This is a genomic window from Pseudomonas sp. ASL4 (assembly GCF_056680395.1).
In genome coordinates this window covers 7,228,193-7,248,108 of record NZ_CM155280.1, presented here as the reverse complement: position 1 = coordinate 7,248,108, position 19,916 = coordinate 7,228,193, and the positions used below count along the sequence as shown (strand labels likewise).

General features: G+C 57.8%; 18 protein-coding genes and 2 tRNA genes. 19 read left to right on the top strand and 1 reads right to left on the bottom strand.

The window, feature by feature from the left end; all coding sequences use genetic code 11:
- Nucleotides 1-9 precede the first annotated feature (9 nt).
- The 5 genes from dapB to AC1MEW_RS33180 all read left to right on the top strand — a co-directional run bounded on the left by dapB (nucleotide 10) and on the right by AC1MEW_RS33180 (nucleotide 6,458).
- Nucleotides 10-816, top strand: coding sequence for a 4-hydroxy-tetrahydrodipicolinate reductase (gene dapB, locus AC1MEW_RS33200; protein WP_480424963.1), 807 nt, complete (start codon nucleotides 10-12; stop codon nucleotides 814-816).
- Between the two features lie 259 nt (nucleotides 817-1,075).
- Nucleotides 1,076-2,212: a glutamine-hydrolyzing carbamoyl-phosphate synthase small subunit gene (gene carA, locus AC1MEW_RS33195; protein WP_201200463.1), complete on the top strand. Its 1,137-nt coding sequence runs from the start codon at nucleotides 1,076-1,078 to the stop codon at nucleotides 2,210-2,212.
- Nucleotides 2,213-2,330: 118 nt separating this feature from the next.
- Entirely contained in the window at nucleotides 2,331-5,552 is a 3,222-nt protein-coding gene (gene carB / locus AC1MEW_RS33190) for a carbamoyl-phosphate synthase large subunit (protein WP_201200468.1), read from the top strand.
- Nucleotides 5,549-6,025, top strand: a complete 477-nt coding sequence (gene greA / locus AC1MEW_RS33185) for a transcription elongation factor GreA (RefSeq protein ID WP_201200469.1) — start codon at nucleotides 5,549-5,551, stop codon at nucleotides 6,023-6,025. The genes carB and greA overlap by 4 nt, the downstream gene beginning before the upstream one ends.
- Before the next feature lie 28 nt (nucleotides 6,026-6,053).
- Nucleotides 6,054-6,458, top strand: coding sequence for an MFS transporter (locus tag AC1MEW_RS33180; protein WP_201200470.1), 405 nt, complete (start codon nucleotides 6,054-6,056; stop codon nucleotides 6,456-6,458).
- Between the two features lie 9 nt (nucleotides 6,459-6,467).
- Here the strand turns inward: AC1MEW_RS33180 and AC1MEW_RS33175 are convergent, their stop codons facing one another.
- The gene (locus AC1MEW_RS33175; RefSeq protein WP_008005472.1) at nucleotides 6,468-6,776 is read right to left on the bottom strand and encodes a YhbY family RNA-binding protein; all 309 of its coding nucleotides are present in this window, start codon (nucleotides 6,774-6,776) and stop codon (nucleotides 6,468-6,470) included.
- Nucleotides 6,777-6,881: 105 nt separating this feature from the next.
- Between AC1MEW_RS33175 and rlmE the strand changes: the two genes are divergently transcribed.
- The 14 genes from rlmE (at nucleotide 6,882) to rpsO (ending at nucleotide 19,906) form a co-directional block, all read left to right on the top strand.
- Nucleotides 6,882-7,514: a 23S rRNA (uridine(2552)-2'-O)-methyltransferase RlmE gene (gene rlmE / locus AC1MEW_RS33170; RefSeq protein WP_201200471.1), complete on the top strand. Its 633-nt coding sequence runs from the start codon at nucleotides 6,882-6,884 to the stop codon at nucleotides 7,512-7,514.
- A 200-nt stretch (nucleotides 7,515-7,714) separates the two neighbouring features.
- Nucleotides 7,715-9,628: an ATP-dependent zinc metalloprotease FtsH gene (ftsH, locus tag AC1MEW_RS33165; protein WP_054050044.1), complete on the top strand. Its 1,914-nt coding sequence runs from the start codon at nucleotides 7,715-7,717 to the stop codon at nucleotides 9,626-9,628.
- A gap of 8 nt (nucleotides 9,629-9,636) precedes the next feature.
- On the top strand, nucleotides 9,637-10,488 hold the full coding sequence (gene folP, locus AC1MEW_RS33160; protein ID WP_201200472.1) for a dihydropteroate synthase: 852 nt from the start codon (nucleotides 9,637-9,639) through the stop codon (nucleotides 10,486-10,488).
- Nucleotides 10,489-10,504: 16 nt separating this feature from the next.
- Nucleotides 10,505-11,842, top strand: a complete 1,338-nt coding sequence (gene glmM, locus AC1MEW_RS33155) for a phosphoglucosamine mutase (RefSeq protein WP_201200473.1) — start codon at nucleotides 10,505-10,507, stop codon at nucleotides 11,840-11,842.
- Between the two features lie 66 nt (nucleotides 11,843-11,908).
- Entirely contained in the window at nucleotides 11,909-12,664 is a 756-nt protein-coding gene (gene tpiA / locus AC1MEW_RS33150) for a triose-phosphate isomerase (RefSeq protein ID WP_201200474.1), read from the top strand.
- 4 nt (nucleotides 12,665-12,668) lie between these two features.
- Nucleotides 12,669-13,052, top strand: a complete 384-nt coding sequence (gene secG, locus AC1MEW_RS33145; protein WP_201194393.1) for a preprotein translocase subunit SecG — start codon at nucleotides 12,669-12,671, stop codon at nucleotides 13,050-13,052.
- Nucleotides 13,053-13,074: 22 nt separating this feature from the next.
- Nucleotides 13,075-13,160 (top strand) — tRNA-Leu (locus AC1MEW_RS33140).
- Between the two features lie 96 nt (nucleotides 13,161-13,256).
- Nucleotides 13,257-13,333, top strand: a tRNA-Met gene (locus AC1MEW_RS33135).
- A 138-nt stretch (nucleotides 13,334-13,471) separates the two neighbouring features.
- Nucleotides 13,472-13,930, top strand: coding sequence for a ribosome maturation factor RimP (rimP, locus tag AC1MEW_RS33130; protein ID WP_480427381.1), 459 nt, complete (start codon nucleotides 13,472-13,474; stop codon nucleotides 13,928-13,930).
- A gap of 47 nt (nucleotides 13,931-13,977) precedes the next feature.
- Complete coding sequence (gene nusA, locus AC1MEW_RS33125) at nucleotides 13,978-15,459, top strand: transcription termination factor NusA (protein WP_201194346.1); 1,482 nt, start codon at nucleotides 13,978-13,980, stop codon at nucleotides 15,457-15,459.
- A gap of 27 nt (nucleotides 15,460-15,486) precedes the next feature.
- Nucleotides 15,487-18,012, top strand: a complete 2,526-nt coding sequence (gene infB / locus AC1MEW_RS33120; protein ID WP_201200477.1) for a translation initiation factor IF-2 — start codon at nucleotides 15,487-15,489, stop codon at nucleotides 18,010-18,012.
- A gap of 159 nt (nucleotides 18,013-18,171) precedes the next feature.
- Nucleotides 18,172-18,573 carry a 30S ribosome-binding factor RbfA gene (gene rbfA / locus AC1MEW_RS33115; protein WP_007942872.1) on the top strand — a complete coding sequence of 134 codons (402 nt, stop codon included), beginning with the start codon at nucleotides 18,172-18,174 and terminating at the stop codon, nucleotides 18,571-18,573.
- Nucleotides 18,574-18,576: 3 nt separating this feature from the next.
- Nucleotides 18,577-19,494, top strand: coding sequence for a tRNA pseudouridine(55) synthase TruB (truB, locus tag AC1MEW_RS33110; RefSeq protein WP_201200479.1), 918 nt, complete (start codon nucleotides 18,577-18,579; stop codon nucleotides 19,492-19,494).
- Nucleotides 19,495-19,636: 142 nt separating this feature from the next.
- Nucleotides 19,637-19,906, top strand: coding sequence for a 30S ribosomal protein S15 (gene rpsO, locus AC1MEW_RS33105; RefSeq protein ID WP_003176135.1), 270 nt, complete (start codon nucleotides 19,637-19,639; stop codon nucleotides 19,904-19,906).
- The last annotated feature ends 10 nt before the right edge of the window (nucleotides 19,907-19,916 follow it).

Genomic DNA, 19,916 nt, shown 5'->3' with positions numbered 1-19,916 from the left:
GGAGTCGGCATGCGACGTATAGCTGTGATGGGCGCTGCCGGGCGCATGGGCAAAATCCTGGTCGAGGCGGTGCAGCAACGCGCGCCGCTGACGGGCCTGACGGCAGCCATCGTGCGCCCCGGCAGCACGCTGATTGGCGTGGATGCTGGCGAGCTGGCTTCGCTCGGGCGTATCGGCGTGCCGCTGTCCGGTCATGTGGAAGCGGTGGCTGAAGAGTTCGATGTCTTGATCGACTTCACGCTGCCGGAAGTCATGCTGAAAAACCTGGCGTTCTGCCGTAAGGCAGGCAAAGCCATGGTCATCGGTACGACCGGGCTGGACGCTGCGCAGAAGCAGTTGCTGGCTGAAGCGGGCAACGACATTCCGATTGTGTTTGCGGCTAACTTCAGTGTCGGTGTGAACCTGTCGCTGAAGCTGCTCGACATGGCTGCTCGTGTGCTGGGTGATGAGGCGGATATCGAAATCATCGAAGCCCATCATCGGCACAAGATCGATGCGCCTTCAGGTACAGCGCTGCGCATGGGTGAAGTGATTGCCAGTGCGCTGGATCGTGATCTGCAGAAGGTTGCAGTCTATGGGCGTGAAGGTCATACCGGTGCTCGCGAGCGGGAAACCATCGGCTTCGCCACTGTTCGCGGTGGTGATGTGGTGGGTGATCACACGGTGTTGTTCGCCTGCGAGGGCGAGCGCCTCGAGATCACGCACAAGGCGTCCAGCCGCATGACCTTCGCCAAGGGCGCGGTGCGCGCTGCATTGTGGCTTGATGGGCGAACGCCTGGCCTCTACGACATGCAAGACGTGCTCGATTTGCGTTAAGATGCGCCCGAAATCGGGTTCAAACAGCGTGTTTGAACCCGGTTTTACACTGCCAAGCGACGTCCTGTCGCATTCCCCGGCCTTTAAGGCTCATTGGCGGTAGACCAAAAATGCCTTTTTCTGTAAGCTACAGCTTTAGTGTGTCCACTAAAAGCGCGCAGAATAATTCAGTGAAGAAGCGGGGTGACGTGTCCATACGTCACTCCGCTTTTTTACAACCTGCGATCGCCCTTTCAGGCTTTATTTACGGGAGGTCTTCTTGACTAAGCCAGCCATACTCGCCCTTGCTGATGGCAGCATTTTTCGCGGCGAAGCCATTGGAGCCGACGGTCAAACCGTTGGTGAGGTGGTGTTCAACACCGCCATGACCGGCTATCAGGAAATCCTTACCGATCCTTCCTACGCCCAACAGATCGTTACCCTGACTTATCCGCACATCGGTAACACCGGTACGACACCGGAAGATGCCGAGTCCGATCGCGTCTGGTCCGCTGGACTGGTCATCCGTGACCTGCCACTGGTTGCGAGCAACTGGCGTAACACGATGTCCTTGTCCGACTACCTGAAAGCCAACAACGTTGTGGCGATCGCTGGTATCGACACCCGCCGCCTGACACGCATCCTGCGTGAAAAAGGCGCGCAAAACGGCTGCATCATGGCCGGCGACAACATCTCCGAAGAAGCTGCCATCGCCGCTGCTCAGGGTTTCCCTGGTCTCAAAGGCATGGACTTGGCAAAAGTCGTCAGCACCAAAGAGAAGTACGAGTGGCGCTCGACTGTCTGGGACTTGAAAACCGACAGCCACGCGACCATCGACGCCTCCGAGCTGCCGTACCACGTGGTTGCCTACGACTACGGCGTCAAGCTGAACATTCTGCGCATGTTGGTCGCGCGCGGTTGCCGCGTGACCGTAGTGCCGGCGCAAACCCCAGCCGCTGATGTTCTGGCCATGAAGCCGGACGGCGTGTTCCTGTCCAACGGCCCTGGTGACCCGGAGCCTTGCGACTACGCGATCCAGGCGATCAAGGATGTGCTCGAAACCGAGATTCCGGTGTTCGGCATCTGCCTCGGTCACCAACTGCTGGCCCTGGCCTCCGGCGCCAAGACCCTGAAAATGGGTCACGGCCACCACGGTGCCAACCACCCGGTCCAGGATCTGGACACCGGCGTTGTGATGATCACCAGCCAGAACCACGGTTTTGCGGTAGACGAAGCCACCCTGCCAGCCAACGTCCGGGCGATCCACAAATCGCTGTTCGACGGCACCCTGCAAGGGATCGAGCGTACCGACAAGAGCGCCTTCAGCTTCCAGGGTCACCCTGAAGCCAGCCCTGGCCCGAACGACGTAGCGCCGCTGTTTGATCGCTTCATCAACGAAATGGCCAAGCGACGCTAATCGCTAGCCCTGATGCAGCAAAGCTTGAGGGTGGTCCCGACACCGGCGGCCCCCTCAAGGCTTCACAGATTGAACAAGACGGCTTGCCGACTGACCTGCGGATTTGAGTGACAAACCCATGCCAAAACGTACAGACATAAAAAGCATCCTGATTCTCGGCGCTGGCCCGATCGTTATCGGCCAGGCCTGTGAATTCGACTACTCCGGCGCCCAGGCCTGCAAAGCCCTGCGCGAGGAGGGTTACCGCGTCATCCTGGTGAACTCCAACCCAGCGACCATCATGACCGACCCGGACATGGCTGACGCCACGTACATCGAGCCGATCAAATGGCAGACCGTTGCCAAGATCATCGAGAAAGAGCGTCCGGACGCGCTGCTGCCGACCATGGGCGGCCAGACCGCTCTGAACTGCGCACTGGACCTGGAACGCGAAGGCATTCTGGAGAAGTTCGGCGTAGAGATGATCGGCGCCAACGCTGACACCATCGACAAGGCTGAAGACCGTTCGCGCTTCGACAAGGCGATGAAATCCATTGGTCTGGACTGCCCGCGTTCGGGCATCGCCCACAGCATGGAAGAGGCCAACGCGGTGCTCGAGAAGCTTGGCTTCCCGTGCATCATCCGTCCGTCCTTCACCATGGGCGGCACCGGCGGCGGTATCGCTTACAACCGCGAAGAGTTCGAAGAAATCTGCGCCCGTGGTCTGGACCTGTCGCCGACCAAAGAGCTGCTGATCGACGAATCCCTGATCGGCTGGAAAGAGTACGAGATGGAGGTTGTCCGCGATAAGAAGGACAACTGCATCATCGTCTGCTCCATCGAAAACTTTGACCCGATGGGCGTGCACACCGGTGACTCGATCACTGTTGCGCCAGCACAGACCCTGACGGACAAGGAATACCAAATCATGCGTAACGCCTCCCTGGCGGTACTGCGTGAGATCGGCGTGGAAACCGGCGGCTCCAACGTCCAGTTCGGCATCTGCCCGGACACTGGCCGTATGGTTGTCATCGAGATGAACCCGCGGGTATCCCGTTCCTCGGCCCTGGCCTCGAAAGCCACCGGTTTCCCGATTGCGCGTATCGCTGCCAAACTGGCGATCGGCTACACCCTGGACGAACTGCAGAACGAAATCACCGGCGGCGCTACTCCTGCATCCTTCGAGCCGTCCATCGACTACGTCGTGACCAAGCTGCCACGCTTCGCCTTCGAGAAATTCCCGAAAGCCGACGCGCGCCTGACCACTCAAATGAAGTCGGTGGGTGAAGTCATGGCCATCGGCCGGACTTTCCAGGAATCCCTGCAGAAAGCCCTTCGCGGTCTGGAAGTGGGCGTTTGCGGCCTGGACGAGAAGCTCGACCTGAGCAATCCGGAAAGCATGAGTATTCTCAAGCGCGAACTGACCGTGCCGGGCGCCGAGCGTATCTGGTACGTGGCTGACGCGTTCCGCGCCGGCCTGTCGGTCGAAGACATCTTCGGCATGAACATGATCGACCCGTGGTTCCTGGTGCAGATCGAAGATCTGATCAAGGAAGAAGAGAAGGTCAAGACCCTGGGTCTGGCCAGCATCGACCGCGACGTGATGTTCCGCCTCAAGCGCAAAGGCTTCTCCGACATGCGTCTGGCCAAGCTGCTGGGCGTGACCGAGAAAAACCTGCGTCGCCACCGTCACAAGCTGGAAATCTTCCCGGTCTACAAGCGCGTTGACACCTGCGCGGCCGAGTTCGCCACCGACACCGCTTACCTCTACTCGACTTACGAGGAAGAGTGCGAAGCTGCACCGTCGGGCCGCGACAAGATCATGATCCTCGGCGGCGGTCCTAACCGTATCGGCCAAGGCATCGAGTTCGACTACTGCTGCGTACACGCGGCACTGGCCCTGCGCGCCGACGGGTACGAGACCATCATGGTCAACTGCAACCCGGAAACCGTCTCCACCGACTACGACACCTCCGATCGCCTGTACTTCGAGCCAGTGACCCTGGAAGACGTGCTGGAAATCGTCCGCGTCGAGAAGCCGAAAGGCGTGATCGTCCAGTACGGCGGCCAAACCCCGCTGAAACTGGCGCGTGCCCTGGAAGAAGCCGGCGTGCCGATCATCGGCACCAGCCCGGACGCTATCGACCGTGCTGAAGACCGTGAGCGCTTCCAGCAAATGGTTGAGCGCCTGAATCTGCGTCAGCCGCCAAACGCTACCGTTCGCAGCGAAGACGAAGCGATTCGCGCTGCTGCCAAGATCGGTTACCCGCTGGTGGTTCGTCCGTCCTACGTACTGGGCGGTCGTGCGATGGAAATCGTCTACGAAGAAGAAGAACTCAAGCGCTACCTGCGTGACGCGGTGAAAGTGTCCAACGACAGCCCGGTGCTGCTCGACCACTTCCTCAACTGCGCCATCGAAATGGACGTGGATGCAGTTTGCGACGGCACCGACGTGGTGATCGGCGCGATCATGCAGCACATCGAGCAGGCCGGCGTTCACTCCGGTGACTCCGCGTGCTCCCTGCCGCCGTATTCTCTGCCTGGGCACATCCAGGACGAGATGCGCGAACAGGTCAAGAAAATGGCCCTGGAGCTGGGTGTTGTCGGCCTGATGAACGTTCAGTTGGCGCTGCAAGGCGAAGACATCTACGTCATCGAAGTCAACCCGCGCGCTTCCCGTACCGTACCGTTCGTGTCCAAGTGCATCGGTGTTTCCCTGGCAATGATCGCGGCTCGCGTGATGGCCGGTAAAACCCTGAAAGAAATCGGCTTCACCAAAGAAATCATTCCGAACTTCTACAGCGTGAAAGAGGCGGTGTTCCCATTCGCCAAATTCCCTGGCGTGGACCCGATCCTGGGCCCAGAGATGAAGTCCACCGGTGAAGTGATGGGCGTGGGTGATACCTTCGGTGAAGCGTTCGCCAAGGCCCAAATGGGCGCCAGCGAAGTGCTGCCGACCGGCGGTACCGCGTTCATCAGCGTGCGTGACGACGACAAGCCGCTGGTTGCAGGCGTGGCCCGTGATCTGATCAACTTGGGCTTCGAAGTGGTTGCCACTGCCGGTACTGCCAAGCTGATCGAAGCCGCAGGCCTGAAAGTGCGTCGTGTGAACAAGGTGACCGAAGGTCGTCCGCACGTGGTCGACATGATCAAAAATGACGAAGTCACCCTGATCATCAACACCACCGAAGGTCGTCAATCGATCGCTGATTCGTACTCCATTCGTCGTAATGCCTTGCAGCACAAGATCTACTGCACCACCACCATTGCTGCTGGCGAAGCTATCTGTGAAGCGCTGAAGTTCGGTCCCGAGAAGACTGTGCGCCGCTTGCAGGACCTACACGCAGGATTGAAGGCATGATCAAATACCCAATGACCGTCCAGGGTGCCAAAGCCCTGGAAGAGGAACACGCTCACCTGACCAAGGTCGTCCGTCCGAAGCTCAGCCAGGACATCGGTACGGCCCGCGAATTGGGTGATCTGAAGGAAAACGCCGAATACCACGCTGCTCGCGAGCAGCAGGGTATGGTCGAGGCGCGGATCCGTGACATCGAAGGCCGTATGCAGAATGCGGTGATCATTGATGTCACGACCATTCCTCATACCGGCAAAGTGATTTTCGGTACCACCGTTGAAATCGCCAACGTCGAAACTGACGAGACCGTCATTTACCATATCGTTGGTGAGGACGAGGCTGACTTCAAGCTGGGCAAGATTTCGGTGGGTTCGCCACTGGCTCGCGCCTTGATCGCCAAGCAAGAAGGCGATGTGGTCGCCGTGAAAACGCCAGGTGGCGTTATCGAGTACGAGATTGTCGAAGTCCGTCACATCTAAAAGAAGGCGCCCGCTACGTGCGGGCGCCATGCTTTGGCAACTGACCCAGATGTTGTGGGTTGGGGGCCTGTGGCTGTTGCATATCGGTTTGCTGCCGGCGTTGGGCAAAATTGGCCTGGCGCCGCTGCTGATCGATGAAATTGAAGGCATGCTTGATGCGCTGATGGTGGGATTCGCCACAGCGTGTGTGATTTTTCAGGCTTTGGTGCTGGTTCAGGCCGAGGGCCTTGTCAGTCTATGGCGGGATATTCGCGGGCAACTGCTGCTGATGGCGCTCTATGCGTGCGCGATGTATTTCGTCGTGCGCTTCGATTGGCCGGATGCAGTGCGCTGGGAAGAGTTCAGCTATCTGGTCCTGGGGTTTGCCGGGCTGGTGCTGGTGTTGCAGCCGGTGCCTGGATGGAGTGGCAGGGTGCGCGAAGCACACCCTTGACCCTTGCCATCACTTGAAGCGATGGACGTTCGACAGCTGCTTGTTGACGCTGAAGTTCTTGCGGTAAATCAGTGCCATCTTGCCGATAACCTGAACCAGGTCCGCTTTGCCGACCTTGCACAGTTCTGCAATGTTCGCCAGGCGCGACTCGCGATCGAGGATGTTGAGCTTGATTTTAATCAGCTCGTGATCCGCCAACGCGCGTTCAAGTTCGGCTAACACACCTTCAGTCAAACCGTTATCAGCCACAGTCAAAACTGGTTTCAGATGGTGGCCAATGGATTTGTACTGTTTCTTCTGCTCTTGAGTGAGCGGCATAATCTGACCCCTGCGTCTGATCTTGTAAAAAGCGGCGGCCAGTTTACCCGAGCGAGTCCGGGACCGCCCAGTTAATCACGACCCGTTTTATTTTCGAGGTGGCCCGTGGCCCGTTCCAAGACAAGTCTTAAATGGCTGCAAGAGCATTTCAACGACCCATTCGTCAAAATGGCGCAAAAAGACGGGTACCGCTCCCGTGCCAGCTACAAGCTGCTGGAGATCCAGGACAGGGATCGTCTGATCCGCCCCGGCATGAGCGTGATCGACCTGGGCGCCGCCCCGGGTGGCTGGTCCCAGGTGACCAGTCGTCTGATTGGTGGGCAAGGCACGCTGATCGCTTCCGACATCCTGGAAATGGACAGCATCCCTGATGTGACCTTTATTCAGGGTGACTTCACCGAGGATGCAGTGCTCGCGCAGATTCTCGAAGCTGTCGGAAAAAACGAGGTGGACCTTGTGATTTCCGATATGGCCCCCAATATGAGTGGATTGGCGTCTGTAGATATGCCGCGATCAATGTTCCTGTGCGAGTTGGCACTGGATCTTGCGGTACGGGTATTGAAGCCAGGTGGTGATTTTTTGATCAAGGTCTTCCAGGGTGAAGGCTTCGACGAATACCACAAGAGCGTTCGCATGCAGTTCGAAAAGGTCACGACGCGCAAGCCTAAATCGTCGCGCGATCGCTCTCGTGAGCAGTACCTGCTGGGCCGCGGTTTCCGCGGGCGTAGCGAGGAATAAGAGGTTTTTCGACCGGGGTGATAGGTTTTTCGCATTTCGCCTCGTGAGCATTAGCGAATATTGTGTAGAAAGTGTTTCACAAAGGGTTACAGACGGCGCCTGCCAGAGCCGTAGGTAATGTAGTAAGTTAGGCCGGTGAATATCATGCGAAGCGCGCGCCAGTAGCGGAGCTTGCTTCAGAGGGTAGTTAATTGAACGATATGGCAAAGAATCTGATCCTGTGGTTGATCATCGCGGCTGTCCTTGTGACGGTGATGAACAACTTCTCCAGCCCTAACGAGCCGCAGACCCTTAACTATTCCGACTTCATCCAGCAGGTCAAGGATGGCAAGGTCGAGCGCGTAGCCGTGGATGGCTATGTGATTACCGGCAAGCGCAACGATGGCGACAGCTTCAAGACCATTCGTCCGGCAATTCAGGACAATGGCCTGATCGGCGACCTGGTGGATAACCACGTCGTAGTCGAAGGCAAGCAGCCGGAACAGCAAAGCATCTGGACTCAACTCCTGGTCGCAAGCTTCCCGATCCTGGTGATCATCGCCGTGTTCATGTTCTTCATGCGGCAGATGCAGGGTGGCGCTGGAGGCAAGGGCGGGCCGATGAGCTTCGGCAAGAGCAAGGCGCGCCTGCTCTCCGAAGATCAGGTGAAAACCACCTTGGGTGACGTTGCAGGTTGCGACGAAGCCAAGGAAGAAGTCGGTGAGCTGGTCGAGTTCCTGCGTGATCCGGGCAAGTTCCAGCGTCTGGGCGGTCGCATTCCTCGCGGCGTGCTGATGGTCGGTCCTCCGGGTACCGGTAAAACCTTGCTTGCCAAGGCGATTGCCGGTGAAGCCAAGGTTCCGTTCTTCACGATCTCCGGTTCCGATTTCGTCGAAATGTTCGTCGGCGTTGGTGCCAGCCGTGTTCGTGACATGTTCGAACAAGCCAAAAAGCACGCGCCATGCATCATCTTCATCGATGAAATCGACGCTGTCGGTCGCCACCGTGGCGCCGGCATGGGCGGTGGTCACGATGAGCGCGAGCAGACACTCAACCAGTTGCTGGTAGAGATGGACGGCTTTGAAATGAATGACGGCATCATCGTGATCGCTGCAACCAACCGTCCGGACGTTCTGGACCCTGCGTTGCTGCGTCCGGGCCGTTTCGACCGTCAGGTTGTGGTCGGCTTGCCGGATATCCGTGGTCGTGAGCAGATCCTCAAGGTTCACATGCGCAAAGTGCCGATGGGTGACGATGTCGCTCCGGCCGTAATTGCTCGTGGTACGCCTGGTTTCTCTGGTGCCGACCTGGCCAACCTGGTAAACGAAGCGTCGTTGTTCGCTGCCCGTACCGGCAAGCGCATCGTTGAGATGAAAGAGTTCGAACTGGCCAAAGACAAGATCATGATGGGCGCCGAGCGCAAATCGATGGTCATGTCCGAGAAAGAGAAGCAGAACACCGCTTACCACGAGGCTGGCCACGCTATCGTCGGTCGCGTCGTGCCTGAGCATGATCCGGTCTACAAGGTGTCGATCATTCCGCGCGGTCGTGCGCTGGGTGTGACCATGTTCCTGCCGGAAGAAGATCGATACAGCCTGTCCAAGCGCGCCTTGATCAGCCAGATCTGCTCGTTGTACGGCGGTCGTATCGCTGAAGAGATGACCTTGGGCTTTGATGGCGTTACTACCGGTGCGTCGAACGACATCATGCGTGCAAGTCAGATTGCACGAAACATGGTGACCAAGTGGGGGCTGTCGGAAAAACTCGGTCCGTTGATGTACGCCGAAGAAGAGGGTGAAGTGTTCCTCGGTCGTGGCGGCGGTGGTCAGAGTGCAAGCTTCTCCGGTGAGACTGCCAAGCTGATCGACTCCGAAGTGCGCAGCATCATTGATCAGTGCTACGGCACAGCCAAGCAGATCCTCACGGATAACCGTGACAAGCTCGACGCCATGGCGGACGCCCTGATGAAGTACGAGACGATCGACGCCGATCAGATCGACGACATCATGGCCGGTCGTACGCCTCGTGAACCACGCGACTGGTCGGGCGGCGGTGCTGGTACCTCCGGAACACCTCCGGTGGCGCAGGATCCGCGTCCGGAAACACCGATCGGCGGTCCGGCTGCTGACGTTTAAGGTTTGAAATGACTTCTGTTCAGTCCCTGACCCGGTTGCCTTGCGGCAACCGGGTTCTTGATTTGGCCCATACGCATGTCATGGGCATTCTCAATGTCACTCCCGATTCCTTTTCCGATGGCGGCCGATACAGCCAGCTCGATGCAGCGCTGCGCCACGCCGAAGCGATGGTGGCGGCTGGTGCAACGCTTATAGATGTCGGTGGTGAGTCGACCCGGCCTGGCGCCAGGGCGGTTTCACCGCTCGAAGAGCTTGAGCGCGTTGCGCCGATTGTCGAGCGCATCAATCGCGAGCTGGATGTGATCATCTCAGTTGATACTTCCACGCCAGCAGTCATGCGCGAAACTGCGCGACTGGGTGCTGGGTTGATCAATGATGTACGGTCATTGCGACGTGACGGCGCCCTGGATGCTGCGGCGGCGACCGGTCTTCCGGTGTGTCTGATGCATATGCTCGGCGAGCCGGGCGATATGCAGGACGATCCGCAGTATCGCGACGTGACGAAAGAGGTGGGTGAGTTTCTCGCCGAGCGCATGGCACAGTGTGCGTCAGTGGGGATTCCGGCTGAGCGGATCATTCTTGATCCGGGTTTCGGTTTCGCGAAAACCCTGCAGCACAATCTAAGCTTGTTCAAACATATGGAGGCCTTGCATGCCTTGGGGCGGCCCCTGTTGGTAGGGGTTTCGCGAAAGAGCATGATAGGTCAGGCCTTGAATCGTCCGGTTGGCGAACGTCTGTATGGCGGTCTGGCGTTGGCAGCGCTGGCTTCGGTTAAGGGCGCGCGCATATTGCGCGTTCATGATGTGGCCGAAACAGTCGATCTCGTGCGGATGATTGCCGCAGTGGAATCAGCCGAATAAGAATGATGGAGCACTTATGACTAAGAAATATTTTGGCACCGACGGCATTCGTGGTCGGGTCGGCGAATATCCGATCACTCCAGACTTTATGCTCAAGCTCGGTTGGGCTGCCGGCATGGCGTTCCGCAAGATGGGTGCCTGCAAGGTGCTGGTAGGCAAGGACACTCGAATTTCCGGGTACATGTTCGAATCGGCACTTGAAGCCGGGCTGACTTCGGCCGGTGCCGACGTGATGCTCCTGGGGCCAATGCCGACACCGGCCATCGCGTACCTGACGCGTACTTTCCATGCCGAGGCCGGCATCGTGATCAGTGCTTCGCACAATCCACACGATGACAACGGCATCAAGTTTTTCTCCGGGAAAGGCACCAAGCTTCCGGATGAAGTCGAGTTGATGATCGAAGAGTTGCTCGATACCCCGATGACCGTGGTTGAGTCGAGCAAGATCGGCAGGGTGTCGCGCATCAACGATGCCTCGGGTCGTTACATTGAATTCTGCAAGAGCAGCGTCCCGACCGGCACCAGCTTCGCGGGCCTGAAAATCGTAATCGACTGCGCCCATGGTGCGACTTACAAAGTCGCGCCTAGCGTATTCCGTGAGCTGGGTGCCGATGTTGTTGTGTTATCTGCTCAGCCAAACGGCCTGAACATCAACGAAAATTGCGGATCGACTCATATGGGTCCACTTCAAGCTGCCGTATTGGCCGAACATGCCGATCTGGGTATCGCCTTCGATGGTGATGGTGATCGGGTGCTGATGGTCGATCACACTGGCGCTGTCGTCGATGGTGATGAGCTGCTGTTCATCATCGCTCGCGATCTGCATGAGCGTGGCAAGTTGCAGGGCGGCGTGGTCGGTACGTTGATGAGTAACCTGGGCCTGGAACTGGCCCTGGCAGATCTGTCGATTCCATTTGTGCGCGCCAATGTCGGCGACCGTTATGTGATCGCTGACCTGCTGGAGCGCAACTGGTTGGTCGGTGGCGAGAACTCCGGGCACATCGTCTGCTTCAATCACACCACCACCGGTGATGCGATCATCGCGGCGTTGCAGGTGTTGATGGCGCTGAAGACTCGCTCCGAAGGACTGGCTCAGGCCCGTCAGGCGCTGCGCAAGTGTCCTCAGGTGCTGATTAATGTCCGTTTCGGCGGCGGTGCGAGCCCTCTCGAACATCCGTCGGTTATGGAAGCCAGCGAGCGCGTCACGCAGGCCATGGCGGGTCGTGGGCGTGTGCTGTTGCGCAAGTCCGGTACCGAGCCACTGGTGCGGGTCATGGTCGAAGGCGAGGACGAAACACAGGTTCGTGGTTATGCCGAAGAGCTGGCAAAACTGGTTACTGAAGTTTCTGCCTGAATTCGGCTTGCCAGCCATGATTGTGTTGGGTAACATCTGCGCCCACTTTGACCGACGAGGTACAGCATGCGTCGCCCTATGGTAGCTGGTAACTGGAAGATGCACGGTACCCGCGCCAGCGTCGCTGAGCTGATCAATGGCTTGCGTAATCTAGCCTTGCCGAGCGGTGTTGATGTAGCGGTATTCCCGTCCTTTCTGCATGTCAATCAAGTGATTGATGGTCTGGAAGGAAAGTCGATCAAGGTCGGCGCGCAGAACGCTGCGGTGGAATCCAAACAAGGTGCGTTGACCGGTGAAGTTGCGCCGAGTCAGCTGGCCGAAGAGGGTTGCTCACTGGTACTCGTGGGTCACTCTGAACGTCGCCAGATCATCGGCGAGAATGATGAAACACTCATTCGCAAGTTCGCAGCGGCACAGGCATGTGGCTTGATTCCGGTGTTGTGCATAGGGGAAACCCTTGAGCAGCGCGAAGCCGGGAAAACTCTTGAGGTTGTCGGGCGTCAGCTGGGCAGCATCATTGAGGAGCTGGGTGTTGGTGCTTTTGCAAAGGCAGTAATTGCTTACGAGCCGGTCTGGGCCATTGGCACCGGGCTGACTGCTTCGCCGCAACAGGCGCAGGATGTGCACGCAGCCATTCGCGCTCAGTTGGCAGCAGAGAATTCTGAGGTCGCACAAGGTGTGCGGCTTCTATACGGCGGCAGCGTGAAGGCGGCCAATGCGGTCGAACTGTTCGGCATGCCGGATATCGATGGGGGGCTCATTGGTGGAGCTTCCCTGAATGCAGATGAGTTCGGTGCGATTTGTCGCGCCGCGGGAAACTGAAAAAATGCTGGAAACAGTCGTAGTCGTTTTTCATCTGCTGGGCGCATTGGGCGTAGTTGCTCTGGTATTGCTGCAGCAGGGTAAAGGTGCGGATGCTGGCGCGTCTTTCGGAGCAGGTGCTTCAAATACTGTGTTCGGAAGCCAAGGTTCCTCTACCTTTCTTAGTAAGTTTACTGCTATACTTGCCGCAGGTTTCTTCATAACCAGCTTAGGGTTAGGTTACTTTGCTAAAGAGAAAGCTCATCAGCTGACTCAAGTAGGTTTGCCAAATCCAGCAGTGTTGGAAGTACCAAAGCAAAAACCGGCTTCTGATGATGTCCCGGTGCTTCAAGAGCAAAAGTCGGCTACTCCAGCGACTGACGTGCCTCCAGCTCAAGAGCAGAAGTAAGAAGGGTTTCAAACGTAGTATTGCCGAGGTGGTGGAATTGGTAGACACGCAACCTTGAGGTGGTTGTGCCCATAGGGTGTAGGGGTTCGAGTCCCCTTCTCGGTACCAATTATCAGGAGAGCCCGCTGTTGCGGGCTTTCTTGTAGGTGGAAGGTTACATTGACCCTGTCAGGGATCGGTCGTATACTTCCGCCCCAGCTTTGTCGCGGGGTGGAGCAGTCTGGTAGCTCGTCGGGCTCATAACCCGAAGGTCGTCGGTTCAAATCCGGCCCCCGCAACCAGTTTAAGGAGCCCCTTTTAAGGGGCTTTTTGTTAGCTGGACACTTTCAACGCCGCTGTTCGACGGCGTTTCAAGGATGGGCGTTTCGCCCATTTTTTTATTTTGCATAGCATGCACATACATGCACGAGGGGGTTCAGGTGTCGAGCAAGCTAGAAGAGTTGCAGGCCTTGCTGGCCCCGGTGGTCGTGGCCCTAGGCTATGAATGCTGGGGTATTGAGTTTTCGGCTCAAGGTCGCCACTCAATGTTGCGCGTTTATATCGATAAAGAAGGCGGTGTGTTGGTGGACGACTGTGCCATCGTCAGCCGTCAGATCAGCGGTGTTCTGGATGTTGAAGATCCAATCGCCGTTGAGTACACCCTTGAAGTTTCCTCGCCAGGCATGGAACGCCCACTGTTCACTCTTGAGCAGTTTGCAAAATTTGCCGGTGAACAAGTGAAGATCAAGCTGCGCTCGCCTTTCGAAGGCCGACGCAACTTTCAGGGCCTTCTGCGCGGTGTAGAAGAGCAGGACGTCGTGGTGCAGGTAGACGACCATGAGTTCCTGTTGCCGATCGATATGGTCGACAAGGCCAACATTATTCCCAGTTTTGACTGAGACGCGGATCCCGCGGATCCAATGGCTTGCGAAAGGCGAGGCGTACGATGAGCAAAGAAGTACTGCTGGTTGTTGAGTCGGTATCCAATGAAAAGGGCGTACCGGCAAACGTAATTTTTGAAGCGCTGGAGCTGGCTCTGGCCACTGCTACCAAAAAACGTTTCGAGGACGAAGTCGATCTGCGTGTGGAAATCAATCGCCACACCGGTGCTTACGAGACATTCCGTCGCTGGACGGTCGTCGAAGAAGCAAACCTGGACGATCCGGCTATCGAAACCTGGCCGAGCAAGGTTGCAGAAACGCATCCTGGTGCCCAGGTTGGTGATGTAGTCGAAGAAAAGATCGAATCCATCGAGTTCGGCCGTATCGCTGCACAGACTGCCAAGCAAGTCATCGTGCAGAAAGTTCGCGAAGCCGAGCGTGCTCAAGTTGTTGATGCTTACCGCGAGCGCCTGGGTGAAATCATCTCCGGCACCGTGAAGAAAGTGACCCGCGACAACGTGATCGTTGACCTGGGCAACAACGCTGAGGCGTTGCTGGCTCGTGAAGACATCATTTCTCGCGAAACTTTCCGGGTTGGCGTGCGTCTGCGTGCGCTGCTCAAGGAAATCCGCACCGAGAACCGCGGCCCTCAGCTGATCCTGTCGCGTACCGCGCCGGAAATGCTGATCGAGTTGTTCCGCATCGAAGTGCCGGAAATCGCTGAAGGCCTGATCGAAGTAATGGCTGCGTCCCGTGACCCGGGTTCGCGCGCCAAGATCGCGGTCCGCTCCAAGGACAAACGCATTGACCCGCAAGGCGCTTGCATCGGTATGCGCGGTTCGCGCGTCCAGGCAGTGTCGGGCGAGTTGGGCGGTGAGCGTGTGGACATCGTCCTGTGGGACGATAACCCGGCGCAGTTCGTGATTAATGCAATGTCGCCGGCTGAAGTGGCGGCAATTATCGTTGACGAAGATGCCCATGCAATGGACATCGCCGTTGGCGCAGACAATCTGGCTCAGGCCATCGGTCGCGGTGGTCAGAACGTGCGTCTGGCTAGCCAGTTGACTGGCTGGACCCTGAACGTGATGACCGAATCGGACATCCAGGCTAAGCAGCAAGCAGAAACCGGCGACATCCTGCGCAACTTCATCGACGAGCTGGAAGTCGATGAAGACCTGGCGCAAGTGCTGGTAGATGAAGGCTTCACCAGCCTGGAAGAGATTGCCTACGTACCGTTGGAAGAAATGCTCAACATCGACGGCTTTGACGAAGAAACCGTCAACGAGCTTCGCGCTCGCGCCAAGGATCGTTTGTTGACCAAAGCCATCGCTACTGAGGAAAAGCTGGCAGACGCCCATCCGGCCGAAGACCTGCTCTCGCTTGAGGGTATGGACAAGGATTTGGCGATGGAACTGGCGGTGCGCGGCGTAATTACCCGCGAAGACCTGGCCGAGCAGTCTATTGACGACCTGCTCGACATCGACGGCATTGACGATGATCGTGCCGGCAAGTTGATCATGGCCGCCCGAGCCCACTGGTTCGAGTAATTAGGCGCGGCCTGAGGAGAGAAGTGCATGACGCAAGTCACGGTGAAACAACTGGCCGATGAGGTCAAAACACCGGTAGAGCGCCTGTTGCAGCAGATGCGTGAGGCAGGTCTGCCGCACACCGCCGCCGAAGAACATGTGACTGACAGTGAGAAGCAATCTTTGCTGACTCACTTGAAAAGCAGCCACAAGGCGAAAGTGGAAGAACCACGCAAGATCACGCTGCAGCGTAAAACCACCAGCACCCTGCGTGTTGCTGGCAGCAAAAGCATCAGCGTTGAAGTCCGTAAAAAGAAAGTTTTCGTACAACGCAGCCCGGAAGAAATCGAAGCCGAGCGCAAACGCGAACTGGAAGAACGTCGCGCAGTAGATAATGCTGCCCGTCAAAAGGCTGAAGAAGAAGCCAAGCGTCGCGCCGAAGAAGAAGCGCGTCGCCAGCCTGCTACTGCGCAAAACGCTACTAACGATGCTGTCGCAGCGCCTGCTGCGGTTGCCGAGCCAGTACGCGAAAGCGCACCGGTTGTGGCGGCTGCACCGGCTCCTTCTGCCGACCGCAAGCCAAACGATCAGCGTCGTCCGGACAAACCACGTGCCGACGATAATAATCGTCGTAGCGGCGGTGGCGATGGTGAGCGCAAAAACGCTCCGCATCGTGCTTCGGTTAAAGAGAAAGCGCCTGCTCCACGTGTTGCGCCACGTACTACCGACGAAGAAAGCGATGGCTTCCGTCGTGGTGGTCGCGGCAAGGCCAAGCTGAAGAAACGCAACGCTCACGGTTTCCAGAGCCCAACCGGCCCTGTCGTGCGTGATGTGCAGATTGGCGAGACCATCACTGTTGGCGATCTCGCCAATCAGATGTCGGTCAAGGCTGCTGAAATCATCAAGTTCATGTTCAAACTGGGTACCCCAGCGACCATCAACCAGGTGCTTGATCAGGAAACTGCTCAGCTGGTAGCCGAAGAACTGGGCCACAAAGTGACCCTGGTCAGCGACACCGCCCTGGAAGATTCCCTGGCCGAGTCCCTGAAGTTTGAGGGTGAGACGTTCTCCCGTGCACCGGTTGTGACCGTAATGGGCCACGTTGACCACGGTAAAACCTCGCTGCTCGACTACATCCGTCGTGCCAAGGTAGCTGCTGGCGAAGCCGGCGGTATCACCCAGCACATCGGTGCGTACCACGTTGAAACTGATCGCGGTATGGTCACTTTCCTCGATACCCCGGGTCACGCTGCGTTTACCGCAATGCGTGCCCGTGGTGCCAAGGCGACCGACATCGTGATCCTGGTCGTTGCAGCGGACGACGGCGTAATGCCGCAGACCATTGAAGCTGTCCAGCACGCCAAGGCTGCCGGTGTTCCATTGGTAGTTGCAGTGAACAAAATCGACAAGCCGGGCGCCGATCTCGATCGCATCCGTAGCGAACTGTCGGTTCACGGCGTGACCTCGGAAGAGTGGGGCGGCGACACCCCGTTCGTATCGGTTTCGGCGAAAGTCGGTACTGGCGTGGACGAGTTGCTCGAAGCTGTTCTGCTGCAAGCCGAAGTTCTGGAACTGAAAGCGACTCCATCGGCCCCAGGTCGTGGTGTCGTGGTTGAATCGCGTCTCGACAAAGGTCGTGGCCCGGTTGCAACCGTTCTGGTTCAAGACGGTACCCTGCGCCAAGGCGACATGGTCCTGGTCGGTTCGAACTATGGCCGTGTACGTGCCATGCTCGACGAGAACGGCAAGCCAATCAAGGAAGCCGGTCCTTCCATCCCTGTCGAGATCCTCGGCCTGGACGGTACCCCGGACGCTGGCGACGAGATGAGCGTGCTGTCGGACGAGAAGAAAGCCCGTGAAGTGGCTCTGTTCCGTCAAGGCAAGTTCCGCGAAGTCAAGCTGGCCCGTGCTCACGCCGGCAAGCTGGAAAACATCTTCGAAAACATGGGCCAGGCAGAGAAGAAGACGCTTAACATCGTCCTCAAATCTGACGTCCGTGGTTCGCTGGAAGCGTTGAACGGTGCCTTGAACGGCCTGGGTAACGACGAAGTGCAAGTGCGTGTTGTTGGTGGCGGCGTCGGTGGTATCACCGAGTCCGACGCTAACCTGGCGCTGGCCTCCAACGCTGTACTGTTTGGCTTCAACGTGCGTGCCGATGCTGGCGCTCGCAAGATCGTCGAGCAGGAAGGTCTGGATATGCGTTACTACAACGTGATCTACGACATCATCGAAGACGTCAAGAAAGCCCTCACCGGTATGCTGGGCAGCGATGTTCGCGAGAACATCCTGGGTACCGCTGAAGTACGTGACGTGTTCCGTTCGCCGAAGTTTGGCGCGATCGCCGGTTGCATGGTTATCGAAGGTGTTGTTCACCGTAACCGTCCAATCCGTGTACTGCGTGAAGACATCGTTATCTTCGAAGGCGAGCTGGAATCCCTGCGCCGCTTCAAGGATGACGCTTCCGAAGTACGTGCCGGCATGGAATGCGGTATTGGCGTCAAGAGCTACAACGACGTCAAAGCTGGCGACAAGATCGAAGTCTACGAGAAGGTTCAGGTTGCTCGCAGCCTCTAACTCGCGCACTTCAAGGGCCACGGCGAGCCGCCGCATGCAAGTGCGCGGCACGGCGTCAGGACTCTAAACGCAACGCCCGGTCTGGCTTTTGTCAGGCCGGGCGTTTGCCGCTTTCAGACCCCACGGGTTTCACCGTGAGGCAGTAACAGGTAACAAGACATGGCAAAAGAATACAGCCGTACCCAACGTATCGGCGATCAGATGCAGCGTGAGCTTGCACAGCTGATCCGTCGTGAAGTCAAAGACCCGCGCGTCGGCCTGGTCACCATTACCGCTGTTGAAGTCAGCCGTGACGTCGGTCACGCCAAGATCTTCATCACCGTGATGGGCCAGGACAACGCCGAAGACATCGCGCAAAGCATCAAGGTGCTCAACTCCGCCGCCGGCTTCCTGCGCATGCAGTTGGCTCGCGAAATGAAGTTGCGCAGCGTTCCACAGTTGCACTTCCACTACGACGAAAGCGTCGTGCGTGGCGCGCACCTGTCGGCCCTGATCGAGCGTGCAGTGGCTGAAGACAATCAGCACCCGGTAGCGGCTGAACCCGAAGACGCCAAGGAGTAATCGGTGGCTCAGGTCAAACGTATCCGTCGTAACGTCAGCGGCATCATCCTTCTCGACAAACCGCTGGGGTTCACCTCCAACGCGGCGTTGCAGAAGGTTCGCTGGTTGCTGAACGCCGAGAAGGCCGGGCACACCGGTAGCCTTGATCCGCTGGCCACCGGCGTGCTGCCGTTGTGCTTCGGTGAGGCCACCAAGTTCTCGCAATACCTGCTCGACTCCGACAAGGCTTATGAAACCCTGGCGCAACTGGGCAAGACCACCACCACGGCGGATGCCGAAGGTGATGTTCTGCTGGAGCGCCCGGTGACCGTTGGTCGCGCCGATGTCGAAGCTGCTTTACCCGGTTTTCGTGGGCAAATCAGTCAGATACCGCCGATGTACTCGGCGCTCAAGCGTGATGGCCAGCCGCTGTACAAGCTGGCCCGTGCAGGCGAAGTAGTGGAGCGCGAACCGCGTTCTGTTACTATTGCGCGCTTGGAATTGCTGGCCTTTGAGGGTGATACTGCGCGGCTTGCGGTGGATTGCAGCAAAGGCACCTATATCCGCACCCTGGTGGAGGATATCGGTGAGCAACTCGGTTGTGGCGCTTACGTTGCTGAATTGCGACGTACCCAGGCCGGGCCTTTCACGCTGGCGCAGACTGTCACGCTTGAAGAGTTGGAAGCGGTACATGCCGAAGGCGGCAACGAAGCGGTCGACCGCTTCCTGATGCCATCGGACAGCGGCTTGCTGGATTGGCCACTGTTGCAGTTCTCGGAGCACAGCTCGTTCTACTGGCTTAACGGCCAACCGGTACGGGCCCCGGATGCACCGAAGTTTGGCATGGTACGGGTACAGGATCACAACGGTCGCTTCATCGGTATCGGTGAAGTGAGCGAAGACGGGCGCATCGCGCCGCGTCGACTGATTCGGTCGGAATGACCGAAACCGGTCTGCGTAACAGCAGGCTGGCGAGGGTGGCTGTTAGCAGGCACGGTCACTACTCATTTTTAGATACAGGGATTTGTCCCTGGCCTGTTGAAGCTGTTTCTCTGAAACAGTTTCCTGATAAAAGGATTGCCTCATGGCTCTCGACGTTCAAGAAAAAGCTCAAATCGTAGCTGACTACCAGCAAGCTGTTGGTGACACTGGTTCGCCAGAAGTGCAAGTTGCACTGCTGACCCACAACATCAACAAACTGCAAGGTCACTTCAAGGCCAACGGTAAAGATCACCACTCCCGTCGTGGTCTGATCCGCATGGTAAACCAGCGCCGTAAGCTGCTGGACTACCTGAAAGGCAAGGATCTGGGCCGTTACCAGGCTCTGATCGGTCGCCTGGGTCTGCGTCGCTAATAAGCGATTG